Source organism: Rhizobium chutanense (genome assembly GCF_002531935.1).
Lineage (GTDB): Bacteria > Pseudomonadota > Alphaproteobacteria > Rhizobiales > Rhizobiaceae > Rhizobium > Rhizobium chutanense.
The window spans coordinates 19,366-38,521 of the sequence record NZ_NWSV01000016.1; the positions used below are offsets into that span (position 1 = coordinate 19,366).

The 19,156-nt window shown below is 64.3% G+C and carries 17 protein-coding genes; 5 read left to right on the forward strand and 12 right to left on the reverse strand.

Annotation, left to right across the window (positions count from 1 at the left end; all coding sequences use genetic code 11):
- The first annotated feature begins 7 nt into the window (after positions 1–7).
- Together CO666_RS21410 and CO666_RS21415 are read left to right on the forward strand one after the other, a co-directional pair.
- On the forward strand, positions 8–457 hold the full coding sequence (locus CO666_RS21410) for a thiol-disulfide oxidoreductase DCC family protein (protein WP_097614205.1): 450 nt from the start codon (positions 8–10) through the stop codon (positions 455–457).
- Positions 454–2,175 carry a saccharopine dehydrogenase family protein gene (locus tag CO666_RS21415; protein WP_097614206.1) on the forward strand — a complete coding sequence of 574 codons (1,722 nt, stop codon included), beginning with the start codon at positions 454–456 and terminating at the stop codon, positions 2,173–2,175. Before CO666_RS21410 ends, CO666_RS21415 begins: the two co-directional genes overlap by 4 nt.
- Before the next feature lie 353 nt (positions 2,176–2,528).
- Here CO666_RS21415 and CO666_RS21420 read toward each other — a convergent pair whose 3' ends face one another.
- Positions 2,529–3,434 carry a DUF1499 domain-containing protein gene (locus CO666_RS21420; RefSeq protein WP_097614207.1) on the reverse strand — a complete coding sequence of 302 codons (906 nt, stop codon included), beginning with the start codon at positions 3,432–3,434 and terminating at the stop codon, positions 2,529–2,531.
- Positions 3,435–3,767: 333 nt separating this feature from the next.
- On the opposite strand from CO666_RS21420, the gene CO666_RS21425 reads away from it, so the two are divergent.
- Entirely contained in the window at positions 3,768–4,154 is a 387-nt protein-coding gene (locus CO666_RS21425; RefSeq protein WP_097614208.1) for a hypothetical protein, read from the forward strand.
- 15 nt (positions 4,155–4,169) lie between these two features.
- Here CO666_RS21425 and CO666_RS21430 read toward each other — a convergent pair whose 3' ends face one another.
- Positions 4,170–4,415, reverse strand: coding sequence for a hypothetical protein (locus CO666_RS21430; RefSeq protein ID WP_097614209.1), 246 nt, complete (start codon positions 4,413–4,415; stop codon positions 4,170–4,172).
- A gap of 122 nt (positions 4,416–4,537) precedes the next feature.
- Between CO666_RS21430 and CO666_RS21435 the strand changes: the two genes are divergently transcribed.
- Together CO666_RS21435 and CO666_RS21445 are read left to right on the forward strand one after the other, a co-directional pair.
- Complete coding sequence (locus tag CO666_RS21435) at positions 4,538–4,729, forward strand: hypothetical protein (RefSeq protein WP_097614295.1); 192 nt, start codon at positions 4,538–4,540, stop codon at positions 4,727–4,729.
- A 369-nt stretch (positions 4,730–5,098) separates the two neighbouring features.
- Positions 5,099–5,374, forward strand: coding sequence for a hypothetical protein (locus CO666_RS21445; protein WP_097614211.1), 276 nt, complete (start codon positions 5,099–5,101; stop codon positions 5,372–5,374).
- Positions 5,375–5,402: 28 nt separating this feature from the next.
- On the opposite strand, the gene ppdK is transcribed toward CO666_RS21445, so the two are convergent.
- From ppdK to CO666_RS21490, 10 genes are all read right to left on the reverse strand, one after another.
- A complete protein-coding gene (gene ppdK, locus CO666_RS21450; protein WP_097614212.1) occupies positions 5,403–8,066 on the reverse strand; it encodes a pyruvate, phosphate dikinase in 2,664 nt (887 codons plus the stop codon).
- A 111-nt stretch (positions 8,067–8,177) separates the two neighbouring features.
- A complete protein-coding gene (locus CO666_RS33730; protein ID WP_143540342.1) occupies positions 8,178–8,396 on the reverse strand; it encodes a hypothetical protein in 219 nt (72 codons plus the stop codon).
- Between the two features lie 656 nt (positions 8,397–9,052).
- Complete coding sequence (locus CO666_RS21455) at positions 9,053–12,514, reverse strand: chromosome segregation SMC family protein (protein ID WP_097614213.1); 3,462 nt, start codon at positions 12,512–12,514, stop codon at positions 9,053–9,055.
- A gap of 105 nt (positions 12,515–12,619) precedes the next feature.
- A complete protein-coding gene (locus tag CO666_RS21460; RefSeq protein WP_425352429.1) occupies positions 12,620–13,390 on the reverse strand; it encodes a DsbA family protein in 771 nt (256 codons plus the stop codon).
- A 154-nt stretch (positions 13,391–13,544) separates the two neighbouring features.
- On the reverse strand, positions 13,545–13,850 hold the full coding sequence (locus tag CO666_RS21465) for a type II toxin-antitoxin system RelE/ParE family toxin (protein ID WP_179869739.1): 306 nt from the start codon (positions 13,848–13,850) through the stop codon (positions 13,545–13,547).
- Complete coding sequence (locus CO666_RS21470; RefSeq protein WP_097614215.1) at positions 13,837–14,112, reverse strand: type II toxin-antitoxin system ParD family antitoxin; 276 nt, start codon at positions 14,110–14,112, stop codon at positions 13,837–13,839. Before CO666_RS21470 ends, CO666_RS21465 begins: the two co-directional genes overlap by 14 nt.
- 506 nt (positions 14,113–14,618) lie before the next feature.
- Positions 14,619–15,620 (reverse strand): substrate-binding domain-containing protein, encoded by a 1,002-nt coding sequence (locus CO666_RS21475; RefSeq protein ID WP_097614216.1) that lies wholly within the window; start codon positions 15,618–15,620, stop codon positions 14,619–14,621.
- A 27-nt stretch (positions 15,621–15,647) separates the two neighbouring features.
- Positions 15,648–16,580, reverse strand: coding sequence for an ABC transporter permease (locus CO666_RS21480; RefSeq protein WP_097614217.1), 933 nt, complete (start codon positions 16,578–16,580; stop codon positions 15,648–15,650).
- Positions 16,581–16,593: 13 nt separating this feature from the next.
- Positions 16,594–18,081 carry a sugar ABC transporter ATP-binding protein gene (locus CO666_RS21485; protein ID WP_097614218.1) on the reverse strand — a complete coding sequence of 496 codons (1,488 nt, stop codon included), beginning with the start codon at positions 18,079–18,081 and terminating at the stop codon, positions 16,594–16,596.
- Position 18,082: 1 nt separating this feature from the next.
- Positions 18,083–19,087, reverse strand: a complete 1,005-nt coding sequence (locus CO666_RS21490) for a LacI family DNA-binding transcriptional regulator (protein ID WP_097614219.1) — start codon at positions 19,085–19,087, stop codon at positions 18,083–18,085.
- Positions 19,088–19,156: the final 69 nt, after the last annotated feature.

Genomic DNA, 19,156 nt, shown 5'->3' on the forward strand with positions numbered 1-19,156 from the left:
GATCTGCATGGGCCGCGCCGATTACAGCTATCGCACCGATCCCACTGTGCCCGCCTTTGCCGACGACCGGCCGCTGATCGTCTTCGATGGCGAATGCGTGTTCTGCTCCGGCTGGGTGAAATTCGCGCTGAAGCACGACAGGCGGCAACGCTACCGGTTCCTGGCGGCGCAGTCGCCGCTCGGGCAAGCGCTCTATACCCATTACGGGCTCGATTGCCGCGATTACGAAACCAATATCCTCATCGAAGGCGGCCGCGCCTTCTTCAAGTCCGACGGCTCGATCCGCATGGTGGCCGGGCTCGGCTTTCCCTATTCGCTGGTCAGGATCTTCCGGCTGCTGCCGCGGCGGGTGGCCGATACGCTCTATGAATTCATCGCCCGCAACCGGCTGAAGATTGCCGGCCGGCAGAGCTGCATGGTGCCGACGCCGGAGCAGCGCGGCCGCTTCATCGCATGAGCCCCGAGCGCCTTTCCCTGCTGATCATCGGCGGTTACGGCACCTTCGGCGGCCGGCTCGCCCGACTGCTCGGCGAGGAACCGCGCATCCGGCTGCTGATTGGCGGGCGCTCGCTCAAAAAGGCCGATGATTTCGTTGCCGATCTCCGCTCGTCGAAAGGCGGCGCCGGACGGCTGGGCAGCAACGATCTCGGGGCGTGGCTGCAGGCGGTGGCCTTCGATCGCAATGGCGATCTCCAGGAACAGCTGCGGCGGCTCAGGCCCGATCTCGTCGTCGATGCCTCCGGGCCGTTCCAGAGCTTCACCGACCATGCTTATAAGGTGGTGCAGGCCTGCATCGAGCTCGGCATCGATTATGCCGATCTCGCCGACAGCACCGGCTTCGTGGCCGGCGTCAGTGGGCTCGATGCGGCAGCCAAGGCCAAGGGCACCTTCGCTTTATCGGGGCTCAGCAGCCTGCCCGCCCTCTCCTTTGCGGCGCTGCAGGCGATGGCGCCGCAGTTTTCCCGCATCGAAAATGTGGCGGCCGGCATTGCCCCGTCGGCGCATGTCAAGATCGGCCTCAATGTCGTCAAAGCCATCGCCAGTTATGCCGGCAAGCCGGTGGCGGTGCTGCGCGCGGGGCAGCCGGCCGAGGGGCGCGGGCTGATCGACCGGATGCGGGTGACGATCGCGCCGCCCGGCGTGGCGCCGCTCGCCAGCCGCACCTTCCTGCTGGTCGATGCGCCCGACCTGGCGCTGCTGCCGCGCCACCTTGGCGGCCTGCAATCCACCTTCACCGGCGTCGGCACCGAGCCGCAGGCGCTGCAGCGGCTGCTCAGCCTTGCCGCCCGGCTGGTGCATCTGCGGCTGCTGCCCTCGCTCCAGCCGTTCTCCCGACTGCTGCAGGCGGCCAGCCACCGCTTCGCGCTCGGCGCCCATCGCGGCGGCATGTTCGTGCGGGCCGGCGGGCGCGATCGCGACGGGCGGCGGCTGACCGCCGACTGGTCGCTGATTGCCGAAGGCGATGACGGACCGTTCATCCCGGTTCTCGGCGTCGAGGCGCTGGTGCGCCGGCTGCTCGAAGGCCGGCGGCCGCAAAGCGGCGCCCGGCCGGCGGCAGGCGAATTGCGGCTCGCCGATTTCGAAGCGGCCTTCCGGCGGTTTTCGATCACCTCGGGCATCCGGCTGGACTATGAGGATGAAGCCCAGCCGCTCTACCGGCGCATTCTCGGCGACGCCTGGCAGGGCCTGCCGCCGGCGCTGGCCGCAATCCATGGCGGCGGCACCCGGCTTGCCTCCGGCCGGGCGCGGATCGAGCGCGGCGGCGGGCTGCTCGCCCGGCTGATCGCCGGCATCATCGGCTTTCCCGCCGCCGGCGAGGATTTGCCTGTCGCGGTGCGCTTTGTCGCCGAGGGCGACAGGGAGATCTGGACGCGCAGTTTTGGGGCTAAGACGTTCCGCAGCTGGCAGGCCGCGGATAAGGGCGGCGGCCAGCCCCTGCTCGCCGAGGTGTTCGGGCCGTTCCGGGTGCTGCTGGCGCTGGTGCCGGAGGGGCAGAAGCTCAGCCTCATCGTTCGCGGCTGGCGCTTTTGCGGCATTCCCCTGCCGCTGTTCCTGGCACCCGGCGGCGACACCTATGAGGAGGAGCGCGACGGGCGGTTTCACTTTCACGTCGAGATCGGCGGGCGGCTGACGGGGCTGGTGGTGCGGTATACGGGGTGGTTGGTGGTGGAGTGAGGGGGTGGTGCGAAGGGCGTTCGCCCCACCTCTCCTCCCTCATTCCTGTGCTCGTCACAGGAATCCAGCCACCGCGCTTCTGCGCGGTGAATGACTCATGCAACGTCAAAGAGTCTCCCGCGCCCAGGGACCTGGGCGCACTGGATTCCTGTGACATCCCTCGGGGCAAGGCCCTGAGGCCACAGGAATGAGGGAGGTTGGGGTGGCGGCCTTCGCTCATATTTTCGGTGGTGTGTTGTGTGAGCGTGTCGAGCCCGCCGCACCCTATCCCGGCCCTTCGCTTGGGCTCAGGGCGTTCGCCGCTGCAATCGATTCACTGGATCGATTGCTGCCGCCTCCGGCGCCACCGCGGCTCACCCACCCGCAATTCCCAAGAGTTCGGCGTCGAGCGCCTTCAGATAATCGCCGGCGATGGCGGCGCTGAAGCCGAGGTCGTGTTGGCCGTAGCGGGAGGCGACGCGGATGTCGACGAAGGTGGTTTCGGCCTCTTCGCGCAGACGGATCAGGATATCGAAGCGCAGGCCGAGGATCAGCGTGCGGTTGGTGGCCTGCAGCGTCACGCCGTTGGCGCCGCGGATCAGCTTGGCGACATCGTCGTCATAGGGGCGCGGCGTCGGCACCGGAATGATGCCGGGCGCATCGGCAACGGCGTCGTCGCCCGCTCCCGGCTTTGCCGGCTCGTCCTCGGGCTCGCGGTCCGGCTCGCTGGTGCCTGACGTTTTGACGATGGTGAAGCCGCTCTGCTTGGCGACCTTGCGCACCGCTTCCAGCACGCGGTCGAGCGCACCCTCGTAGCGCCGGCCGGTCAGCTCGGGATAGGCCGCCATCTGCTGTTCGCGATCCTCCGGCGTCACCGGATTGCGCTTCAGCCAGATCTGATCGGCGTGCGGCGGCGACAGCCAGTCGGGCGCGGCGGCCGGATCGGTGGAGACGTCGTAAATATCCGGCAGCGTCATATAACGCTCGGTGGCAAGGGCGCCGAGGCCAAGCGGAAAGGCGGCATAGATCAGGGCGGCGAGCGCCGCCAGCCCGCCTTCGGCGCCGGAGACCCAAAGGCTGCGCAGACCAAGCGCGGCCAGCATGGCGGCCAGCAGCCCACAGCCGGCGGCGGCGATCAACAGCAGCACGAGATAGGGGGTGGCGAGACCGCCGAAGCGATGGGCGATCAGCACCGCCAGCGCCAGAACCAGCGAAAACGCCCCGAGCAGCCGCGAAAAGCGGGCGGCGCTGGAAACGGGACGGTCGAAACGGATGGCCATCAAACTTACCGGTTGCTCGTCAGCGCCGCGCACTCAACCACGCAAATCGCCATTACCCTGTTTAGAGCATGATGCCGAAAAGTGTGAAGCGGTTTTCGGACGACATCATGCTCTATTTCTTTGATTTAGATCCGGATTCAGATTTTAGGCCAGCCCGGCCTAAAATCATCCGGATCTGGGCAAGATTCGGCTGAATTGAAACTGTTGTCTCGGAATATCCGATGGAATTCGCGGACGACGGCGCGCCTCCTTCATGAGCCCTTGCTGATATGGCAAAAAAGCGTCATTCTGCCGCGGTTTCATCTCCGATTTTTAAAGGCAAGGAGAGACGGGATGATTTCAACCGAGACGGCAGCAAGGCCGCAGGCGTCTGCGCTTGGCGGGATCGACCACACCGAGCCGGTGCTGCCGATGGAACTGCTCGAACTCGAACTTTCGCTCGAAGGTTATGCCGGCGGCGATGCCGGCTTCTGCGAGGCGGTGCGCCGGGCGGCGAACCGTTCGGGCGGCGAGCTGCTGTTCGACCTGCCGGCCGGAGGCCTTATCGAGGATTGCCGACGCATCGCGGTGCTGCGCATTCCCGATGGCAGCGAGATGCGCGTCGTGCTGGCGCTGCTCGATCACAGCGGCACGGAAATCCGCATGCAGGCGCCGGATGAGGACACCGCGCATCTGATGCGTTTTGCCGAAGCCTTCGTCGAAGTGCTGGAGCGGATCTGAGCCCGGGGCTTGATCTCAGCGCCGTTCGGCCGCTGCTTCCGTCAGGCTGCGGAAGGGAAACTTGCGGCCGCATTCGCACTTGATCATGAAAGATTCCTGGTAATTGGAAGGCCGCTGCACGCCAAAACCGCGCGGCAGCTGATCGACCTGGAAATCCGGGTGCTTGCGCTTGGCATCGTCGATCTCGGAGGCCTCGGCAAAGCCCTCATTGCCGCATTGCGGGCAGTTCAGTTTCTTCGAAAATCGGTCGCGAATGGCCATGCTCGTTCCAATATTTGCAAGCCTCCTCATACAGAGGAATCGCCCGTGTGCATAGGAAGGTGGCCGGCGAAAGTGGAACCATCGGCCGGGGCTGCCGTTCCTTTTTTCAAAAGGAGGCGATCATGCCGAACAGAGAGCCGATACCGAATGCCGATACCCCGCGCGGCCCGACGCCGAGCCCCGGCGTCCCCGACCGCACTCGGGAAAACCCACCGCTGACGCCGGCGCAGGACCCGGCCGATACGAAAAACCCGCAAGACCCGCCGCTCGATCCGGCGCTGCTGCCGATCGGCGATCCGGCCGGGGCGGCTTGAAGTCTGATGAGAGCGAGGGGGTGCCGTGGTTAAGACCCCTCCCCAACCCCTCCCCACAAGGGGGAGGGGCTTAACCTGCCGCACGCGTTTTCCCTATCTGCGACGTTTCGAGTGGAACGAGGCGAGCGCTCCGGGTTAGTCCCTCCCCCTTGTGGGGAGGGGTTGGGGAGGGGTCTTTCTTGGACGGGGAACCGAGAGGCCGCGGCATGGTCCCTTCGCCCCGTTAGCGGGGGTCCGAAGGACGGGTCGAGACCCGTGGCTCGACCCCGGTCGGTGCCGGCAGGCGGATGAGGGGCCGGCCTCACCATCTCCTCGCTTGACGACCTCACCCGAATGGCATTTCCTCAGCGAAAAGCAAGGAACACACCAATGCGCCTCCCCCTTCTCATCACCCTGCTTGCCGTGACGGCTGGCCTCTCCGCCTGCCAGACGATGACGCCGGAGGAGCGGCGGGCGGCGGATGAGCAGCGGTGCCTGAGCTATGGTTTCCGCCGCGGCACCGATGCTTTCGCCACCTGCCTGCAGCGCATCGATCTCGACCGGCGCGCCGAGTCGCGGGCGCAGAGTGCGGAGATGATGCAGAGCATGGCCTGGGATCTGAACGGGCCCTATATCTACCGCGATCGCTGGCGGTATCATCACTAACGACCCGGGCGCCCGCAGGGCTGCCCGGTTACTTCGCTGAAATCACCGCCTGGGCCGCCGCCAATCTGGCGATCGGCACGCGGAACGGCGAGCAGGAGACATAGTCGAGGCCGATCGTCTCGCAGAAGCGGATCGAGGCCGGGTCGCCGCCATGTTCGCCGCAAATGCCGAGCTTCATGTCGTTGCGGGTGCGCCGGCCGCGTTCGGCGGCGATGCTGATCAATTCGCCCACCCCGTCGAAATCGAGCGAGATGAAGGGATCGTGCTCGATGATGCCCTTGCGCTGATAGGTGGGGATGAAGGCCGAGGCGTCGTCGCGCGAGATGCCGAAGGTGGTCTGCGTCAGGTCGTTGGTGCCGAAGGAGAAGAATTCCGCGGCTTCGGCGATCACATGGGCGCGAAGCGCTGCGCGCGGCAGCTCGATCATCGTGCCGACGAGATAATCGATCTTCATGCCGGCTTCGCGCATGACATTGCCGGCGATGGCGTCGATGCAGGCCTTGACGTAATCGAGTTCGGAGCGCAGGCCGACCAGCGGCACCATGATCTCCGGCACGACCGCCGCGCCGGTCTCCTGGGCTGCGGCCACCGCCGCCTCGAAGATGGCGCGGGCCTGCATCTCGACGATCTCGGGATAGGAGATCGCCAGCCGGCAGCCGCGATGGCCGAGCATCGGGTTGAACTCGTGCAGCGCATCGACGCGCTGGCGCAGCGCTAAGGGCTCCATGCCCATGGCAAAAGCGACCTCGGCGACCTCGTCGTCGGTCTTCGGCAGGAATTCGTGCAGCGGCGGATCGAGCAGGCGGATCGTCACCGGCAGTCCGTGCATGACGGTGAAGAGGCCGGTGAAATCCAGCCGCTGCATCGGCAACAGCTTATCGAGCGCCAGCCGCCTGCCCGTCTCGTTTTCGGCGAGAATCATCTCGCGCATCACATGGATGCGCTCGCCCTCGAAGAACATATGCTCGGTGCGGCAAAGGCCGATGCCTTCGGCGCCGAAGGAGCGGGCGGCGCGCGCATCGGCCGGGGTGTCGGCATTGGTGCGCACCGTCATGCGCCGGGCGCGATCGGCCCAGCCCATGATGCGGCCGAAATCGCCCGAAAGCTCCGGCTGGATCATCGGCACCTCGCCCTTCAGCACCTGGCCGGCCGAGCCGTCGATGGTGATGATATCGCCCTTCTTCAGCGTCACGCCGATGCCGAGCAGCCGCTCGTTGCGTTGATCGATGCGCATGGTGCCGGCGCCGACGACGCAGGGGATGCCCATGCCGCGGGCAACCACCGCCGCATGGCTGGTCATGCCGCCGCGCGTCGTCAGGATGCCCTCGGCGGCATGCATGCCGTGAATATCCTCAGGGCTGGTCTCGACCCGGAGCAGGATGACCTTGCGGCCCTCGGCTTCCGCCTCGACCGCCTCTTCGGCGGTGAAGACGATGGCCCCGGTCGCAGCCCCCGGCGAGGCCGGCAGCCCGGTGCCGATCACCTGGCGGGAAACACGCGGATCGATCGTCGGGTGCAGCAGCTGGTCGAGGCTGGAGGGTTCGATGCGCAGCACCGCCTCCTCCTCGGTGATCACCTTCTCATCGACCATGTCGACAGCGATCTTCATCGCCGCCCGGGTCGAGCGTTTGCCCGAACGGGTCTGCAGCATCCACAGCTTGCCGCGCTCGATGGTGAATTCGATATCCTGCATGTCGCGGTAATGGATCTCGAGTTCGGTGCAGATGCGGGAAAGTTCGCGGAAGGCCTCCGGCATCAGCTTTTCCATCGAGGGCTTGTCGGAGCCGGAGGAAAGCCGCCCCTCCTCGGTGATGCTTTGCGGCGTGCGGATGCCGGCCACGACATCCTCGCCCTGGGCATTGACGAGGAATTCGCCGTAAAGCGCCTTTTCGCCGGTCGAGGGATTGCGGGTGAAGGCGACGCCTGTCGCCGACGCATTGCCGTGATTGCCGAAGACCATCGCCTGGATGTTGACCGCCGTGCCCCATCCTTCCGGAATATTGTGAAGATGGCGGTAGGTGACGGCGCGCGCGCTCATCCAGCTGGAAAAGACCGCACCGACCGCGCCCCAGAGCTGGACTTCGGGATCCTGCGGAAACTCCTTCGCCAGTTCCTCCTCGATCAGCCGCTTGTAGAGCGAAACAATGTGCTGCCATTCGGTGGCGCTGAGCTCGGTATCGAATTCATGGCCGAGCCTCGCCTTCTCGTCTTCCAGGATTTCCTCGAAGGCGTCGTTGCCGAGGCCCATGACGACATCGGCATACATCTGGATGAAGCGGCGGTAGCTGTCCCAGGCAAAACGCGCGTCGCCGGCATCATGGCCGAGCGCCTGCACCGTCTCGTCGTTGAGGCCGAGATTGAGCACGGTGTCCATCATGCCGGGCATCGAGACGCGGGCACCGGAGCGCACCGACAGCAGCAGCGGCTGGCTGCCGGCGCCGAAATGGCGGCCGGTGATCGCCTCGATCCCCGCTATGCCGGCGCGCACCTGCGCCTTCAGCCCATCCTCGATATGGCGGCCGTTCTTGTAATAGGTGTTGCAGGCTTCGCCGATAATCGTCAGTCCCGGCGGAACGGGCAGCCCGAGCGCGCACATTTCCGCGAGATTGGCGCCCTTGCCGCCCAGAATCTCCTGATCGCGCGCCCGGCCCTCAGCCTGCCCGTCGCCGAACGTATAGACCCACTTGGTCATCTTCCCCCCAACACCACGAAAGGATCAGCTTGATCCCCCAGCTTGTCGACATGGCTTGCTCTCCTCGAATGACCAAAGAGAATACGGCCAGCAGCGTCAACGCCTGAGTAATCAGCTTAATCCGTTGGTGTTGAAATGAAAATCGACAAATGCGGCAAAATGTTGCGCCGCACAATAATTCTTGGGTGGCGCGGCTGATGAAACGATTGAAACATTGTCCGGCAGAAGAGAAGGCATAAAAAAAGCTTTGCGGGACTGCAACATGTCCCGCAAAGCCTTGTTTCCGTCCGGCCAGGAAAACCGGACGGGGGGTCCCTCAACCCAGCGCATTTCCCACCTTCATCTCTTTGGGGAAACACCCTATCGCATTGTTTTCGTGCAATTCCGGCAAGAGCTGCCGCACGCGTTTCGAAAGGAAAATCGCCGGCACCCTGCTGAAACTGCCTCAGCTTTCCGGCTCTTGCCCTCTGCCCGGAAAACCGCACGCAATTCGAAAATCCCGCGTCTTGATCCCCTGCTTTCAAGCAAGGCAGTCAGGTTGCGTTGAAACAACTTCTAATGCAAGTCAGCGAAAAGAGCATCACCCAAATGGGGTACGAACCGCCGGAGAGCCGACCTTTTTTGGTGTTTAATGCTTGGCGTTTGATTTTACGCAATTTCCGGGCGCAAAACCGCTCGGACATTTGCTGAAATTGCGTCCGGGCTTGGTGTCTCGGGTCAAGCTCACTGCTGTGCGATTTGCGCTTCAAGCCCCCTCCCCAACCCCTCCCCACAAGGGGGAGGGACTAACCCAGCATCACCGCTTTGCCCGCGATCATCTCGTCGCCTGCCGATCTGGAGTTTTAGGAGATGCGGTGCGGCAGGTTAAGCCCCTCCCCCTTGTGGGGAGGGGTTTGGGGCGGGGTCTTTGCCCCGTAAGCGGGAGGCCGAAGGACGGTGACGGCGGACGAGGGGCTGGTCTCGCCAACGCCTAGATCGAGATGTGCTCAGGCAATCTCGCGCAAACGCTCGGCCGTCTGCAGGTCGACGGAGACGAGGGTCGAGACGCCCTGTTCGGCCATGGTGACGCCGAAGAGGCGGTTCATGCGGGCCATGGTGATCGGATTGTGGGTGATGATGACGAAGCGGGTTTCGGTGGAGGCCGCCATTTCGTCCATCAGGTTGCAGTAGCGCTCGACATTGTGGTCGTCGAGCGGCGCGTCCACCTCGTCGAGCACGCAGATCGGCGCCGGGTTGGTGAGGAAGACGGCGAAGATCAGCGCCATCGCCGTCAGCGCCTGTTCGCCGCCTGAGAGCAGCGTCATGGTCTGCGGCTTCTTGCCGGGCGGCCGCGCCAGGATTTCCAGGCCGGCTTCGAGCGGATCGTCGGATTCGATCAGCTGCAGCTCGGCCGTGCCGCCGCCGAACAGATGGGTGAACAGCCGCTGGAACTGGGCGTTGACGATGTCGAAGGCGGCGATCAGCCGTTCGCGACCCTCGCGGTTGAGGCTCTGGATGGCGCCGCGCAGCTTGCGGATCGCATCGATGACATCGTCGCGCTCCTTGATCAGCGCTTCGAGCTTTTCGCTCAGTTCCTTCTGCTCCTCGTCGGCGCGCAGGTTGACGGCGCCGAGCCGCTCGCGCTCGATCCTGAGCCGCTCGAGCTCGCGCTCGACTTCGCGCGGATCGGGAAGCGCCTGCATGGTCGGGCGGCCGGTCAGCTGCAGCGCCTCGTGCGGGGCGACGTTCAAGGTCTCGCGGATGCGGCCTTCGCTTTCCTGCCGCTTTTCGCGGGCCGAGACCAGGCGCTCCTCGGCGCGGCCGCGGCGTTCACGGCATTCGGCAAGCTCCGACAGCGCCGTCGTCGCCTTGTGGTCGGCTTCGCGCTGGATGCGTTCGGCCTCGGCCAGCAGGTCGCCGGCATTGCGGCGCGCCTCCTCGGCCTTCTGCAATTCGGTGAGCAGGGCGCGGCGCTTGTCGTCGAATTCATCCGGCGCCAGTTCGAGCTCGGCGGCCTCCTCGCGCGCCTCTTCCTCGCGCTCGCGCAGCGTGGCGACATGGTCTTCGCCGCTTGCCGCCCGCTGGCGCCAGGTTTCGCGCTCCTGGCCGATCGCCATGATGCGGCGCTGGCGGGCCTCGTTTTCCCGCGCCAGGCTTTCGTGGCGGGCGCGGCTTTCGGCAAGCGCGCCGCGATCGGTCGCCACTTCCGCCTGCTGGAAGCGCAGCCGTTCGTCGATCGCAGTCAGATCCGGCGCATCCTCCAGCTCGATGCGGGCATTTTCTTCCTGGACGGCAATTTCCTCCAGCTGCGACTGCAGCTGGCTGACAGCCTCGCTGACGACATCGCGGCGGCGGATCAGGTCACCGGAGGCACGCTCGGCGGCAGCCAGCGCCTCGCGGGCTTCCGTGAGATGGCGGGCCGACAGGCGGCTCATGTCGCGCGCCTCGGCAAGCCTCGCCTCCTGCCCGCGGATCGCCTCGGCAGCTTCGGCCTGCCGTTCCTCGGCTTCGGCAAGCACGTCGCGGGCAAGCGCCGCCTCACCTTCGAGTTCGGCCAGCCGGTTCTTCTGGGCAAGGCGCAGCGCCGCGGCACTCGGGGCGTCGGCGCCGGTGACATGGCCGTCCCAGCGATAGACGGCGCCGTCTTTGGTCACCAGCCGCTGGCCGGGCTTCAGCGCCGTCATCAACGACTGCGCCTCCCCTTCCGCGACAAGGCCGATCTGGCGCAGACGGCGGGTCAGGGCGGCGGGCGCGCTGATATGGGCCAGCAGCGGCGTGACGCCGGAGGGAAGCCCCGGGTCGGCGGCGCCATCGCCATTCTCCGACCAATGGGCCGGCGCCTCGGCATCGAGCGGCGATTCCAGATCGTCGCCCAGCGCCGCACCGAGCGCCGTCTCGAAACCGCGATCGACCTTCAGCTCCTCGGCCACCGGCGGAAATTTGCCGGCGGCGGCACCGGCGGCGAGCATGCGGGAAATGGTGCGGGCCTCGGTTTCCAGCGCATTCAGCGCCGAGCGGGCCTGATCGACCGGGGCGCGCGACAGCGCCTCTGTCTGGCGGGCCGAGGCCAGCGCCTGTTCGACCACCTGAACGGCGGCTTCGGCATCGGCAAGGGCGATCTCGCCAGCCTCGACGATGGCGCGTTTTTCGTCCGGATCGGGCAGGCCCGATATCTTCTCGCCGATCGCCGACAATTCGTGGTTTGCCTCGTCCATCTGGCGTTCGAGGCGCATGCGGCGATCGGCAAGATCGCGGATGGCGCGTTCCAGCTGGTTGCGGCCGGCAGCCGCCTCGGCGCGCTCGGCGGTCAGCTGGGTGAAGATGCGCTCGCTGTCGGCCAGTTTTGCCGCCGCGCCCTCGAAGGCTTCGCGGGTTTCCTCGGCGTAACGGCCGGAATCGGCCAGCACCTCTGCAATCTCGGCCTCTTCGGCATCGAGCCGCGCCAGAATGACGGCATTGTCGGCGACCAGCCGCTCCTCGCGGCGGATATCCTCGGCCAGCTGGGTCAGGCGGCGGGTCAGTTCGTCGCGACGGCGCAGGATGCGGCCGGCATCCTCCTCCAGCTGGCTTCTGGCGATCTGCAGGCGCTGCAGGGCGGCGGCGGCGCGGGCCTCGCCCTCGCGCAATTCCGGCAGCTTCAGGCTGGCAACGGCCTGGTGCTTGGCCGCCTCCATCTGGTTCTGCGCCTTCTCGGCGACGACCGATGTCGCCTGGTTGAGGGCGCTGTCGGCCTCGGCCTCGGCCTCCTTGGCCTGCACCCAGCGGATATGCAGCAGCATCGCCTCGCGGGCGCGGATATCGGCCGACAGCGTCTTGAAGCGGTTGGCCTGGCGGGCCTGGCGCTTCAGGCTCTCGATCTGGCTTTCGAGCTGCGAGGTGACGTCGTCGAGACGTTCGAGATTGCCTTCGGCGGCGCGCAGCCGCAGTTCGGCCTCATGGCGGCGCGAATGCAGGCCCGAAATGCCGGCCGCCTCTTCCAAGAGCTGGCGGCGGGCCTGCGGCTTGGCCTGGATCAGCTCGCCGATGCGGCCCTGGCCGACCATCGACGGCGAGCGGGCGCCGGTGGAGGCGTCGGCAAACAGCAGCTGCACGTCCTTGGCGCGGCTTTCCTTGCCGTTGATGCGATAGAGCGAACCCTGCTCACGCTCGATGCGGCGGGTGACCTGGATCTCGTCGCTGTCGTTGAAGGCGGCAGGCGCGGTGCGCTCGCCATTGTCGAGATAGAGCGCCACTTCGGCGGTGTTGCGCGCCGGGCGGTTGCCGGAACCGGAAAAGATTACGTCGTCCATGCCGGAGGCGCGCATGTTCTTGTAGGAATTCTCGCCCATCACCCAGCGCAGCGCCTCGACGAGGTTCGACTTGCCGCAGCCGTTCGGCCCGACGACGCCGGTCAGCCCCCGCTCGATGATGAATTCCGTCGGCTCGACGAAGGATTTGAAGCCGACCAGGCGCAGCTTATTGAACTTCATGCGGAAATATCCACGCCAGGAAGCCCCCTCATCCGCAAACCGCGCTGAAAACGAAAAACGGGCGCACGGCTTTCACCGGCGCCCGTCGTTTCGAAACGATCCGGTTCAGAGCAGGCTGTCGATGAGCGCCGACAGGGTGTCAACCGGCATGTCTCCAGAGTAGCGCTTGCCATTGATAAGGAAAGTCGGCGTGGCGTTGACGCCAAAATCCTTGGAACCTCTTTCCCGCGTGGCGTTCACTTCATCCAGAAGCTTCTGGTTCGTCAAGCATTTCGTGAAGCTATCCTCAGTAAATCCGGCGAGCTTCGACATCTGCAGCAGCGCGGCGCGGCCATCATCGGCGGCGGCCCAGACCTGCTGCTGCTTGAACAGCATCGAGACCATCGGGAAATACTGTTCCGGCGTGCTCAGCTGCTCCGGATTGGAGGCGCTGCAGCGGGCGAGCATGAAGGCGGCGGCAGCGCGCGGGTCGAAGGGGAATTCGCGGATGATGAACTGCACCTTGCCGCTGTCGACATATTTCTGCTTGATGGCATCGAAGGTGGTGTTGTGGAAATGGGCGCAATGCGGGCAGGTCATCGACATATATTCGACGATCTTGACCGGGGCGTCGGCCTTGCCAAGCGCCATCTCCGGCAGCACGCCGGGCTTCAGCACTTCGGCCATGTCGACATCGCCGTCGGACTGCGGCATTTCGGTCGCCGAAGTGGCTGCCGTCTGCATGGTATCGACATTGGTGCCGTCGGCCATGGTCTTACCGGAGGACGAAGCATCGGCAGCGTCCTTGCTGTCGTTGCAGGCGGCAAGCGCTGCGGCAGCTGCGGCGATGGCGATCCCACCCAGAAGGCGGCGTTTCGTCAGTTGCATTTCGGACATCTGCATGGGTTCCCCATAACTAATGAGATTGACGGCATGACTGTGCGATATAACGGCTGACAGCCGCCCACAAGCCACGGTTCACCAACTTCCTTCAAAGAATTGTGACCGTGATGGGACCAAAAGCGCACGTTGCGTCCAAAATCGGCGGTTCTCAGTTTTCGCGGAAGGCCAAAGGCGTATTTCGGCCGGCATAGAACAACCTCAATACCTGCACCCGATCCTTCACGACCCGATAAGCGATCGTCACACGCCGCTCGAAAACCAGAATTCGAACACCCGGGGCAAAATCCTCGCGCGGCGCTCCCCTTTCCGGCATATCGTCCAGACCATGACAGACTTGCCTCAGCCGGCGGATGAATTCCATCGCCGCCAGAGAATTCTCCGCAGCGATGAATGCGTAGATATCGAGCAGGTCCTTCTCCGCTCTCGGACGAAATACGACCTTAAGCGCCACCATCCTCAGCCTTCATCCGCTCGGCATGCAGACGTTCGAGCCGCTCGAAGACCATATCGGCATCGATATCCGAACCCGGATCATCGATCGCCTCGCGGATTTTCAGACGCATGATTTCGTTGATCGCATCCTCTTCTCGGTCGAGCGCACGCAACGCGGCGCGAATGACCTCGCTCGCCGAACTATAGGCGCCCGATTGCAGCCGTCCTTCCAGGCTTTTCTGCTGACTGCCGAGCGTAACCGTAATAGGTTTGCTGCTGCGCATTCCTGTTCACTCCTATCAAGTGATTACAGTGTAATACAGCGGTGTCAGAGTTCAAGTCAGACTTCACCCAAGCTTTTCAAGCTGGCGTTCGGCTGCTCGACATGAAACTCAATCTTCCGCGCTATAGCGCGCCATCAATTCGCCCAGCGGCACCGTATCGCTCTCGCTCCGACGAAGCTCTTCGAGGCGCCAGGCTTTGCAATATGAGCTCGAACAGGTCGTACAGCGGCAACTCGATATTCTGGATACAGGGGAAGATATCGGCCCGTGGGGAAGCCCGCCAATTGCCGGGGAATATCGGAAATCATAATCTTGATTTGTCGACAGGGCTAAGCGCTACCGCCCTCAGCCTTCATCCGCTCGACATGCAGACGGTCGAGCCGCTCGAAGACAACATCGGCGACGTCCGGCTGCGCGACCCGCCGCCGACCGGGCGGCTTGATCCTCGAATCTCGAACCAAAGTCCGGCGCGTCTGTTGTCGCGCCGGACTTCGCAGTCTACCGGATCATTTGCATTCGGGATCGTCGCCGAAGCCCTTGCAGAAGAACTCGGCGGCATTTTCCTTGGTGATCATCTTCGACGCGATCTCGATTTCCATCGAGCCGTCGTCCTTCTTCGTCAAGGTTCCGAGCTTTTCCAGCGCTGCCGTGTCGTTGGTGGCAAGCGCATGTGCGGCAATGACGCCTTCAGGCGCGACGGTGGAATAGGTGAAGGTCGCGGTCAGATCGCCCTTGGCAACGGCGCGAATGGCGGCATTCTCGCCATCGATGCCGATGATGAGGATGCCTTCCTTGTCACGGCCGGCAGCCTGGATCGCCCGCAGCGCACCAAACGCCATATTGTCGTTATGGGCGTAGACGGCCTGGATCTGCCCGGCCGGGAAACGCTGAAGCGTGTCTTCCATGAACTTCAACGCTTTTTCCTGATCCCAGTCGGCGTGGGTTTCGGCGATCACCTTGATATCGGTGCCGGCGATGGCTTCGGCAAAACCTTCATGGCGCTCGACCGCGGGAGCGACAGCCGGGTCGCCCTTGATCTCGACGACATTGCCCTTGCCCTTCAGCGCTTCAGCAATGTACTTGCCGGCCAGCGTGCCGATGGGCTTGTTGTGCGGGCCGACATGCAGCGTAACCGGAATATCGAGGCTGCGCTCGAGGGTGATGACCGGAATGCCGGCGGCCAGCACCTGCTTGATGGTCGGAGCGATCGCGGCGCCATCCTGAGCCGAGATCATCAGAACCTTCATGCCTTGTACCATCAGGCTTTCGACATCCGAAATCTGCTTTGCTGACTTGCCTTCCGCGTTGGTGACGATCAGATCGACATCCTTGAAGTGCTCCGCGGCATAGGCTTGGTTGCGTTTGGTCATCGTGTTGCGATGCGCCGAGTTCGAACTCGCCTGCGAGAAGCCGATGACGATCTTGTCCGCACTGAAGGCGGGCGCCGCCGTCAGGACGGTGGCGAGCCCGGCGGAGATAATGAGCATACGTCTGGTGATACTGAGCATTTCAAGTCCTCCCTTTTAGTGAACACGCTACTTGCGTGGCTTTCTTCCGGCTTCGAGCAGCACGGCAAGAACGATGATCGCGCCCTTCACCACCTGTTGTGAGAATGGTGAAACACCTGCGAGATTGAGAATGTTTGCGATGATGGCCAGCACCATGGCGCCCCCCATCGTGCCGAGAACCGTGCCCTCGCCGCCGAACAGCGAGGTGCCGCCGATCACCGCAATGGTGATCGCTTCCAGTTCGAGGCCGAGGCCGGAATTCGGGTCGCCGACGGAAAGGCGGGACAGGAAAATCAGGCCGGAGAGTGCTGCCAGCACGCCGCAGATGATGTAGACGCTGAAGATGACGAGCGGCACATTGATGCCGGAGAGCCTCGCCGCCTCCTCATTGCTGCCGACCGCATAGATGGCGCGGCCGAACGGCGTGAAGCTGAGCACGACGGCCGCGACGATGCAGACGATCGCGAAGACGTAGATCGGTGTCGGCACGCCCAGCATGTAGCCGCCGCCGAGCACGAAGAAGCTTTCGGCGAGCTTGCCGGGATTGACGGTGCCGCCATCGGCGATCATCAGTGCGAATCCGCGCACCATCACCATGCAGCCGAGCGTCATGATGAAGGCCGGAATACGGAAATAGGAAACGCCGAAGCCGTTGACGCAACCGACGAGCGCGCCAATGGAGAGACAGATCAGCACCATCAGCGGGATGGACATGCCCTGTTCCATCAGGACCGCGCCGGTGACGCCGACCAGCGCGACAATCGAGCCCACCGAAAGATCGATCCCTTTGGTCAGGATCACGAATGTCATGCCGATGCCGAGGATCCCATAGAGCGCGACCTGCCTCAAGACGTTCAGGATATTGATGGGATTGAGAAAATGAGGAGAGATCAGCGAGGCGGCGATGATCAGTACGATCAGTGCACCGGCAAGACCCGTTCCGCGCGGAAGATTTTTCATGGTAGTCCCCTCATTAATGTAGTGCCGCGAAGTGCATGACGTCTTCTTCAGTTGCGGTGCGCGCGTCGAGCTCAGCCGTCACTTCGCCCTCTCTCAGAACGTAGAGCCGGTCGCACAGGCCGAGGATTTCCGGCAGTTCGGAAGAGGCGATGACGATTGCCAGTCCGCGGGCTTCCGCCAGTTCGACCAGCAGGTCGTAGATCTCGCGCTTGGCCCCGACATCGACGCCGCGGGTCGGCTCATCGGCCAGCAGGATCTCGCATCCGGCGCTGACGAGCCGCGCCAGCACGCATTTCTGCTGATTGCCGCCCGAAAGGTTCTGCGTCGCCGCTGCGGCGTTCGGCGTCCTGATCCGCAGCCGCTCGATCAGACCGTTGACGATCTTGCGCTCGCGGCCAAGCGACAGAAGCCCGAAACGGACGATCTGCGCGAGGCTGGCCGACATGATGTTGAAGCCGACACTCTGTATCAGGAAGAGGCCCTCGGTCTTGCGGTCTTCCGGCACGAGACCCAGCCCCTTGGTGATGCCGGCGCGCGGCGAACCGATGCTCGCCATCGCGCCGTTGATGCTGACCTCGCCGGCACCACGCGGGTCGGCGCCGTAGATGGCGCGCAGAAGCTCGGTGCGGCCAGCGCCCGCCAGCCCGAAGAGACCGACGATTTCGCCCTTTCGAACATGAATGCTGACGTTTTTGAGCAACGCCGGCGTCGAGATGCCCTTGGCGGACAGCGCTTCCTCGCCGATCCTGGGCGTGCGCTTTGGAAAGACGTCGCCCACCTCCCGGCCGACCATGCTGCGAATGAGATCGTCCGTCGTCAGGCCGTTGGAGGGTCCGTTGTGGATGACGGTGCCGTCGCGCAGAATAGTCACCGTGTCGCTCAGTTCGAACACCTCGCGCAGGCGATGCGAGATATAGACGAAGGCAACGCCGCTCTCACGAGCCAGTTGCCGGACAACCCGGAACAGCTGGTCGATCTCCGCCTGCGCCAGCACCGCCGACGGCTCGTCGAGAACGATGATCTTCGCATCGCGCGCCAGCGCCTTGGCAATCTCCACCATCTGGCGCTTGGCAACGGAGAGTGTTCCGATCCGAGCGGTCGGATCGACATCGAAACCGAGCCGGTCAACGACCTCCATCGTCCGGCGTTTCGCCTCGCCCCAATCGATCAGGGCGCCCTTGCACGGCAGCCGCCCCATCAGAACGTTTTCGGCGACGGTCAGGTGCGGCGCCTGCGCCAATTCCTGATAGATGACCGCAACGCCGCGCGCGATCATCCCGGCCGGCGTCGGATCGAGCACCGCTTCGCCAAAAAGCTCGATGCGCCCCTCGTCGGCCGAATAGGCGCCGGAGAGGATCTTCATCAACGTTGATTTTCCGGCGCCGTTCTCACCCACCAACGCCCTGATTTCCCCGGGCTCCAGGGAAAACGACACGCCCTTCAAGGCGCGCACGCCCGGAAAGGATTTGGTGATCCCAGCAAGAGCCAGTGCCGACGTCATTTCAGTGCCCTCCGCAGCCGCAGGAGCGGCGAATTACCAGTTTTGCCGGCAGGCGGACCTGCCGCACGCTTTCGGTGCTCGATTTGATCCGCCTGGCCAGCATTTCCGCAGCCTGCATGCCGATCGTTTCGCTCGGCTGCGCCATGACGGTCAGCCGCGGCTCGAAGCAATCGGCCCAATCGAAATCGTCGAAGCCGATCAGCGCCAGATCCTCTGCGATGCGCAATCCAAGGTCGCGCACCGCGCGCATGACGCCGATGGTGGCCAGATTGTTGCCGGAGGCGATCGCCGTCGGTCGGTCCGCCCGACCCAAGATCTCAAGCGCCGATTGGCAGGCATCCGCACTGTTCGCATTGCCTTCGCTCATCAAACTGCGATCGATCTCCAGCCCATGCTTGCGCATGGCGCCGACATATCCACGCACACGTTCGATCGTGGAAAGCAGCCCCGGCTCGCCGGCGATGAGGCCGATGCGGCGGTGGCCGTGGCCCACCAGATGGTCGATCAGCGTCTCCATCGCTGCCTCGTTGTCCAGGCAAACCCCATCCGCATCCTCGACCGTCAGGCGGTCGACGAGCACGAAGGGCATGCGAGCCGATTTGAGATAGTCGATAGCGCGGTTTTCCGGATCGCAGGACGGAGCCAGAATCACCCCGTCCACCCGCCGCTGGACGAGTTCGCGGACTAGCCGCAGTTCAGTTTCCGGATCGTTCTGCGTGTCGCAGAGAAAAACGAGCTGGCCGATGGCGGCGCAGGCTCGCTCGATGGAGGATACGATATCGTTGAAATAATAGTTGGTGCTGATCGAGATCGCGATACCCACCGCGTCGGTCGAGGATCGCACAAGAGACCGGGCTACAGCGTTCGGCACGAATCCAAGACGCTCGATCGCGTCCCTGACGAGCGCCGCCGTCGCTTCGTTCACATGCCGGGTGCCGTTGACGACGTGCGACACGGTCGAAACCGAGACGCCCGCGGCGCGTGCAACGTCAGTGATTGTCGCCATGATTGCAGACCTCCCCATCACGCCTGACACGCAGCCTCAGACTGCCGCCGCTTCAACGCGCGCCCCGAA

Coding starts and splice junctions, on each gene's coding strand:
- CO666_RS21435 (WP_097614295.1), top strand. CDS start 4,538: ATGCCGAACAGAGAGCCGATACCGAATGCCGATACCCCGCGCGGCCCG.
- ppdK (WP_097614212.1), bottom strand. CDS start 8,066: ATGACCAAGTGGGTCTATACGTTCGGCGACGGGCAGGCTGAGGGCCGG.
- CO666_RS21480 (WP_097614217.1), bottom strand. CDS start 16,580: ATGAAAAATCTTCCGCGCGGAACGGGTCTTGCCGGTGCACTGATCGTA.
- CO666_RS21425 (WP_097614208.1), top strand. CDS start 3,768: ATGATTTCAACCGAGACGGCAGCAAGGCCGCAGGCGTCTGCGCTTGGC.
- CO666_RS21455 (WP_097614213.1), bottom strand. CDS start 12,514: ATGAAGTTCAATAAGCTGCGCCTGGTCGGCTTCAAATCCTTCGTCGAG.
- CO666_RS21415 (WP_097614206.1), top strand. CDS start 454: ATGAGCCCCGAGCGCCTTTCCCTGCTGATCATCGGCGGTTACGGCACC.
- CO666_RS21475 (WP_097614216.1), bottom strand. CDS start 15,620: ATGCTCAGTATCACCAGACGTATGCTCATTATCTCCGCCGGGCTCGCC.
- CO666_RS21490 (WP_097614219.1), bottom strand. CDS start 19,087: ATGGCGACAATCACTGACGTTGCACGCGCCGCGGGCGTCTCGGTTTCG.
- CO666_RS21485 (WP_097614218.1), bottom strand. CDS start 18,081: ATGACGTCGGCACTGGCTCTTGCTGGGATCACCAAATCCTTTCCGGGC.
- CO666_RS21470 (WP_097614215.1), bottom strand. CDS start 14,112: ATGCGCAGCAGCAAACCTATTACGGTTACGCTCGGCAGTCAGCAGAAA.
- CO666_RS21420 (WP_097614207.1), bottom strand. CDS start 3,434: ATGGCCATCCGTTTCGACCGTCCCGTTTCCAGCGCCGCCCGCTTTTCG.
- CO666_RS21460 (WP_425352429.1), bottom strand. CDS start 13,390: ATGTCCGAAATGCAACTGACGAAACGCCGCCTTCTGGGTGGGATCGCC.
- CO666_RS33730 (WP_143540342.1), bottom strand. CDS start 8,396: ATGCGCTGGGTTGAGGGACCCCCCGTCCGGTTTTCCTGGCCGGACGGA.
- CO666_RS21465 (WP_179869739.1), bottom strand. CDS start 13,850: ATGGTGGCGCTTAAGGTCGTATTTCGTCCGAGAGCGGAGAAGGACCTG.
- CO666_RS21430 (WP_097614209.1), bottom strand. CDS start 4,415: ATGGCCATTCGCGACCGATTTTCGAAGAAACTGAACTGCCCGCAATGC.
- CO666_RS21445 (WP_097614211.1), top strand. CDS start 5,099: ATGCGCCTCCCCCTTCTCATCACCCTGCTTGCCGTGACGGCTGGCCTC.
- CO666_RS21410 (WP_097614205.1), top strand. CDS start 8: ATGGGCCGCGCCGATTACAGCTATCGCACCGATCCCACTGTGCCCGCC.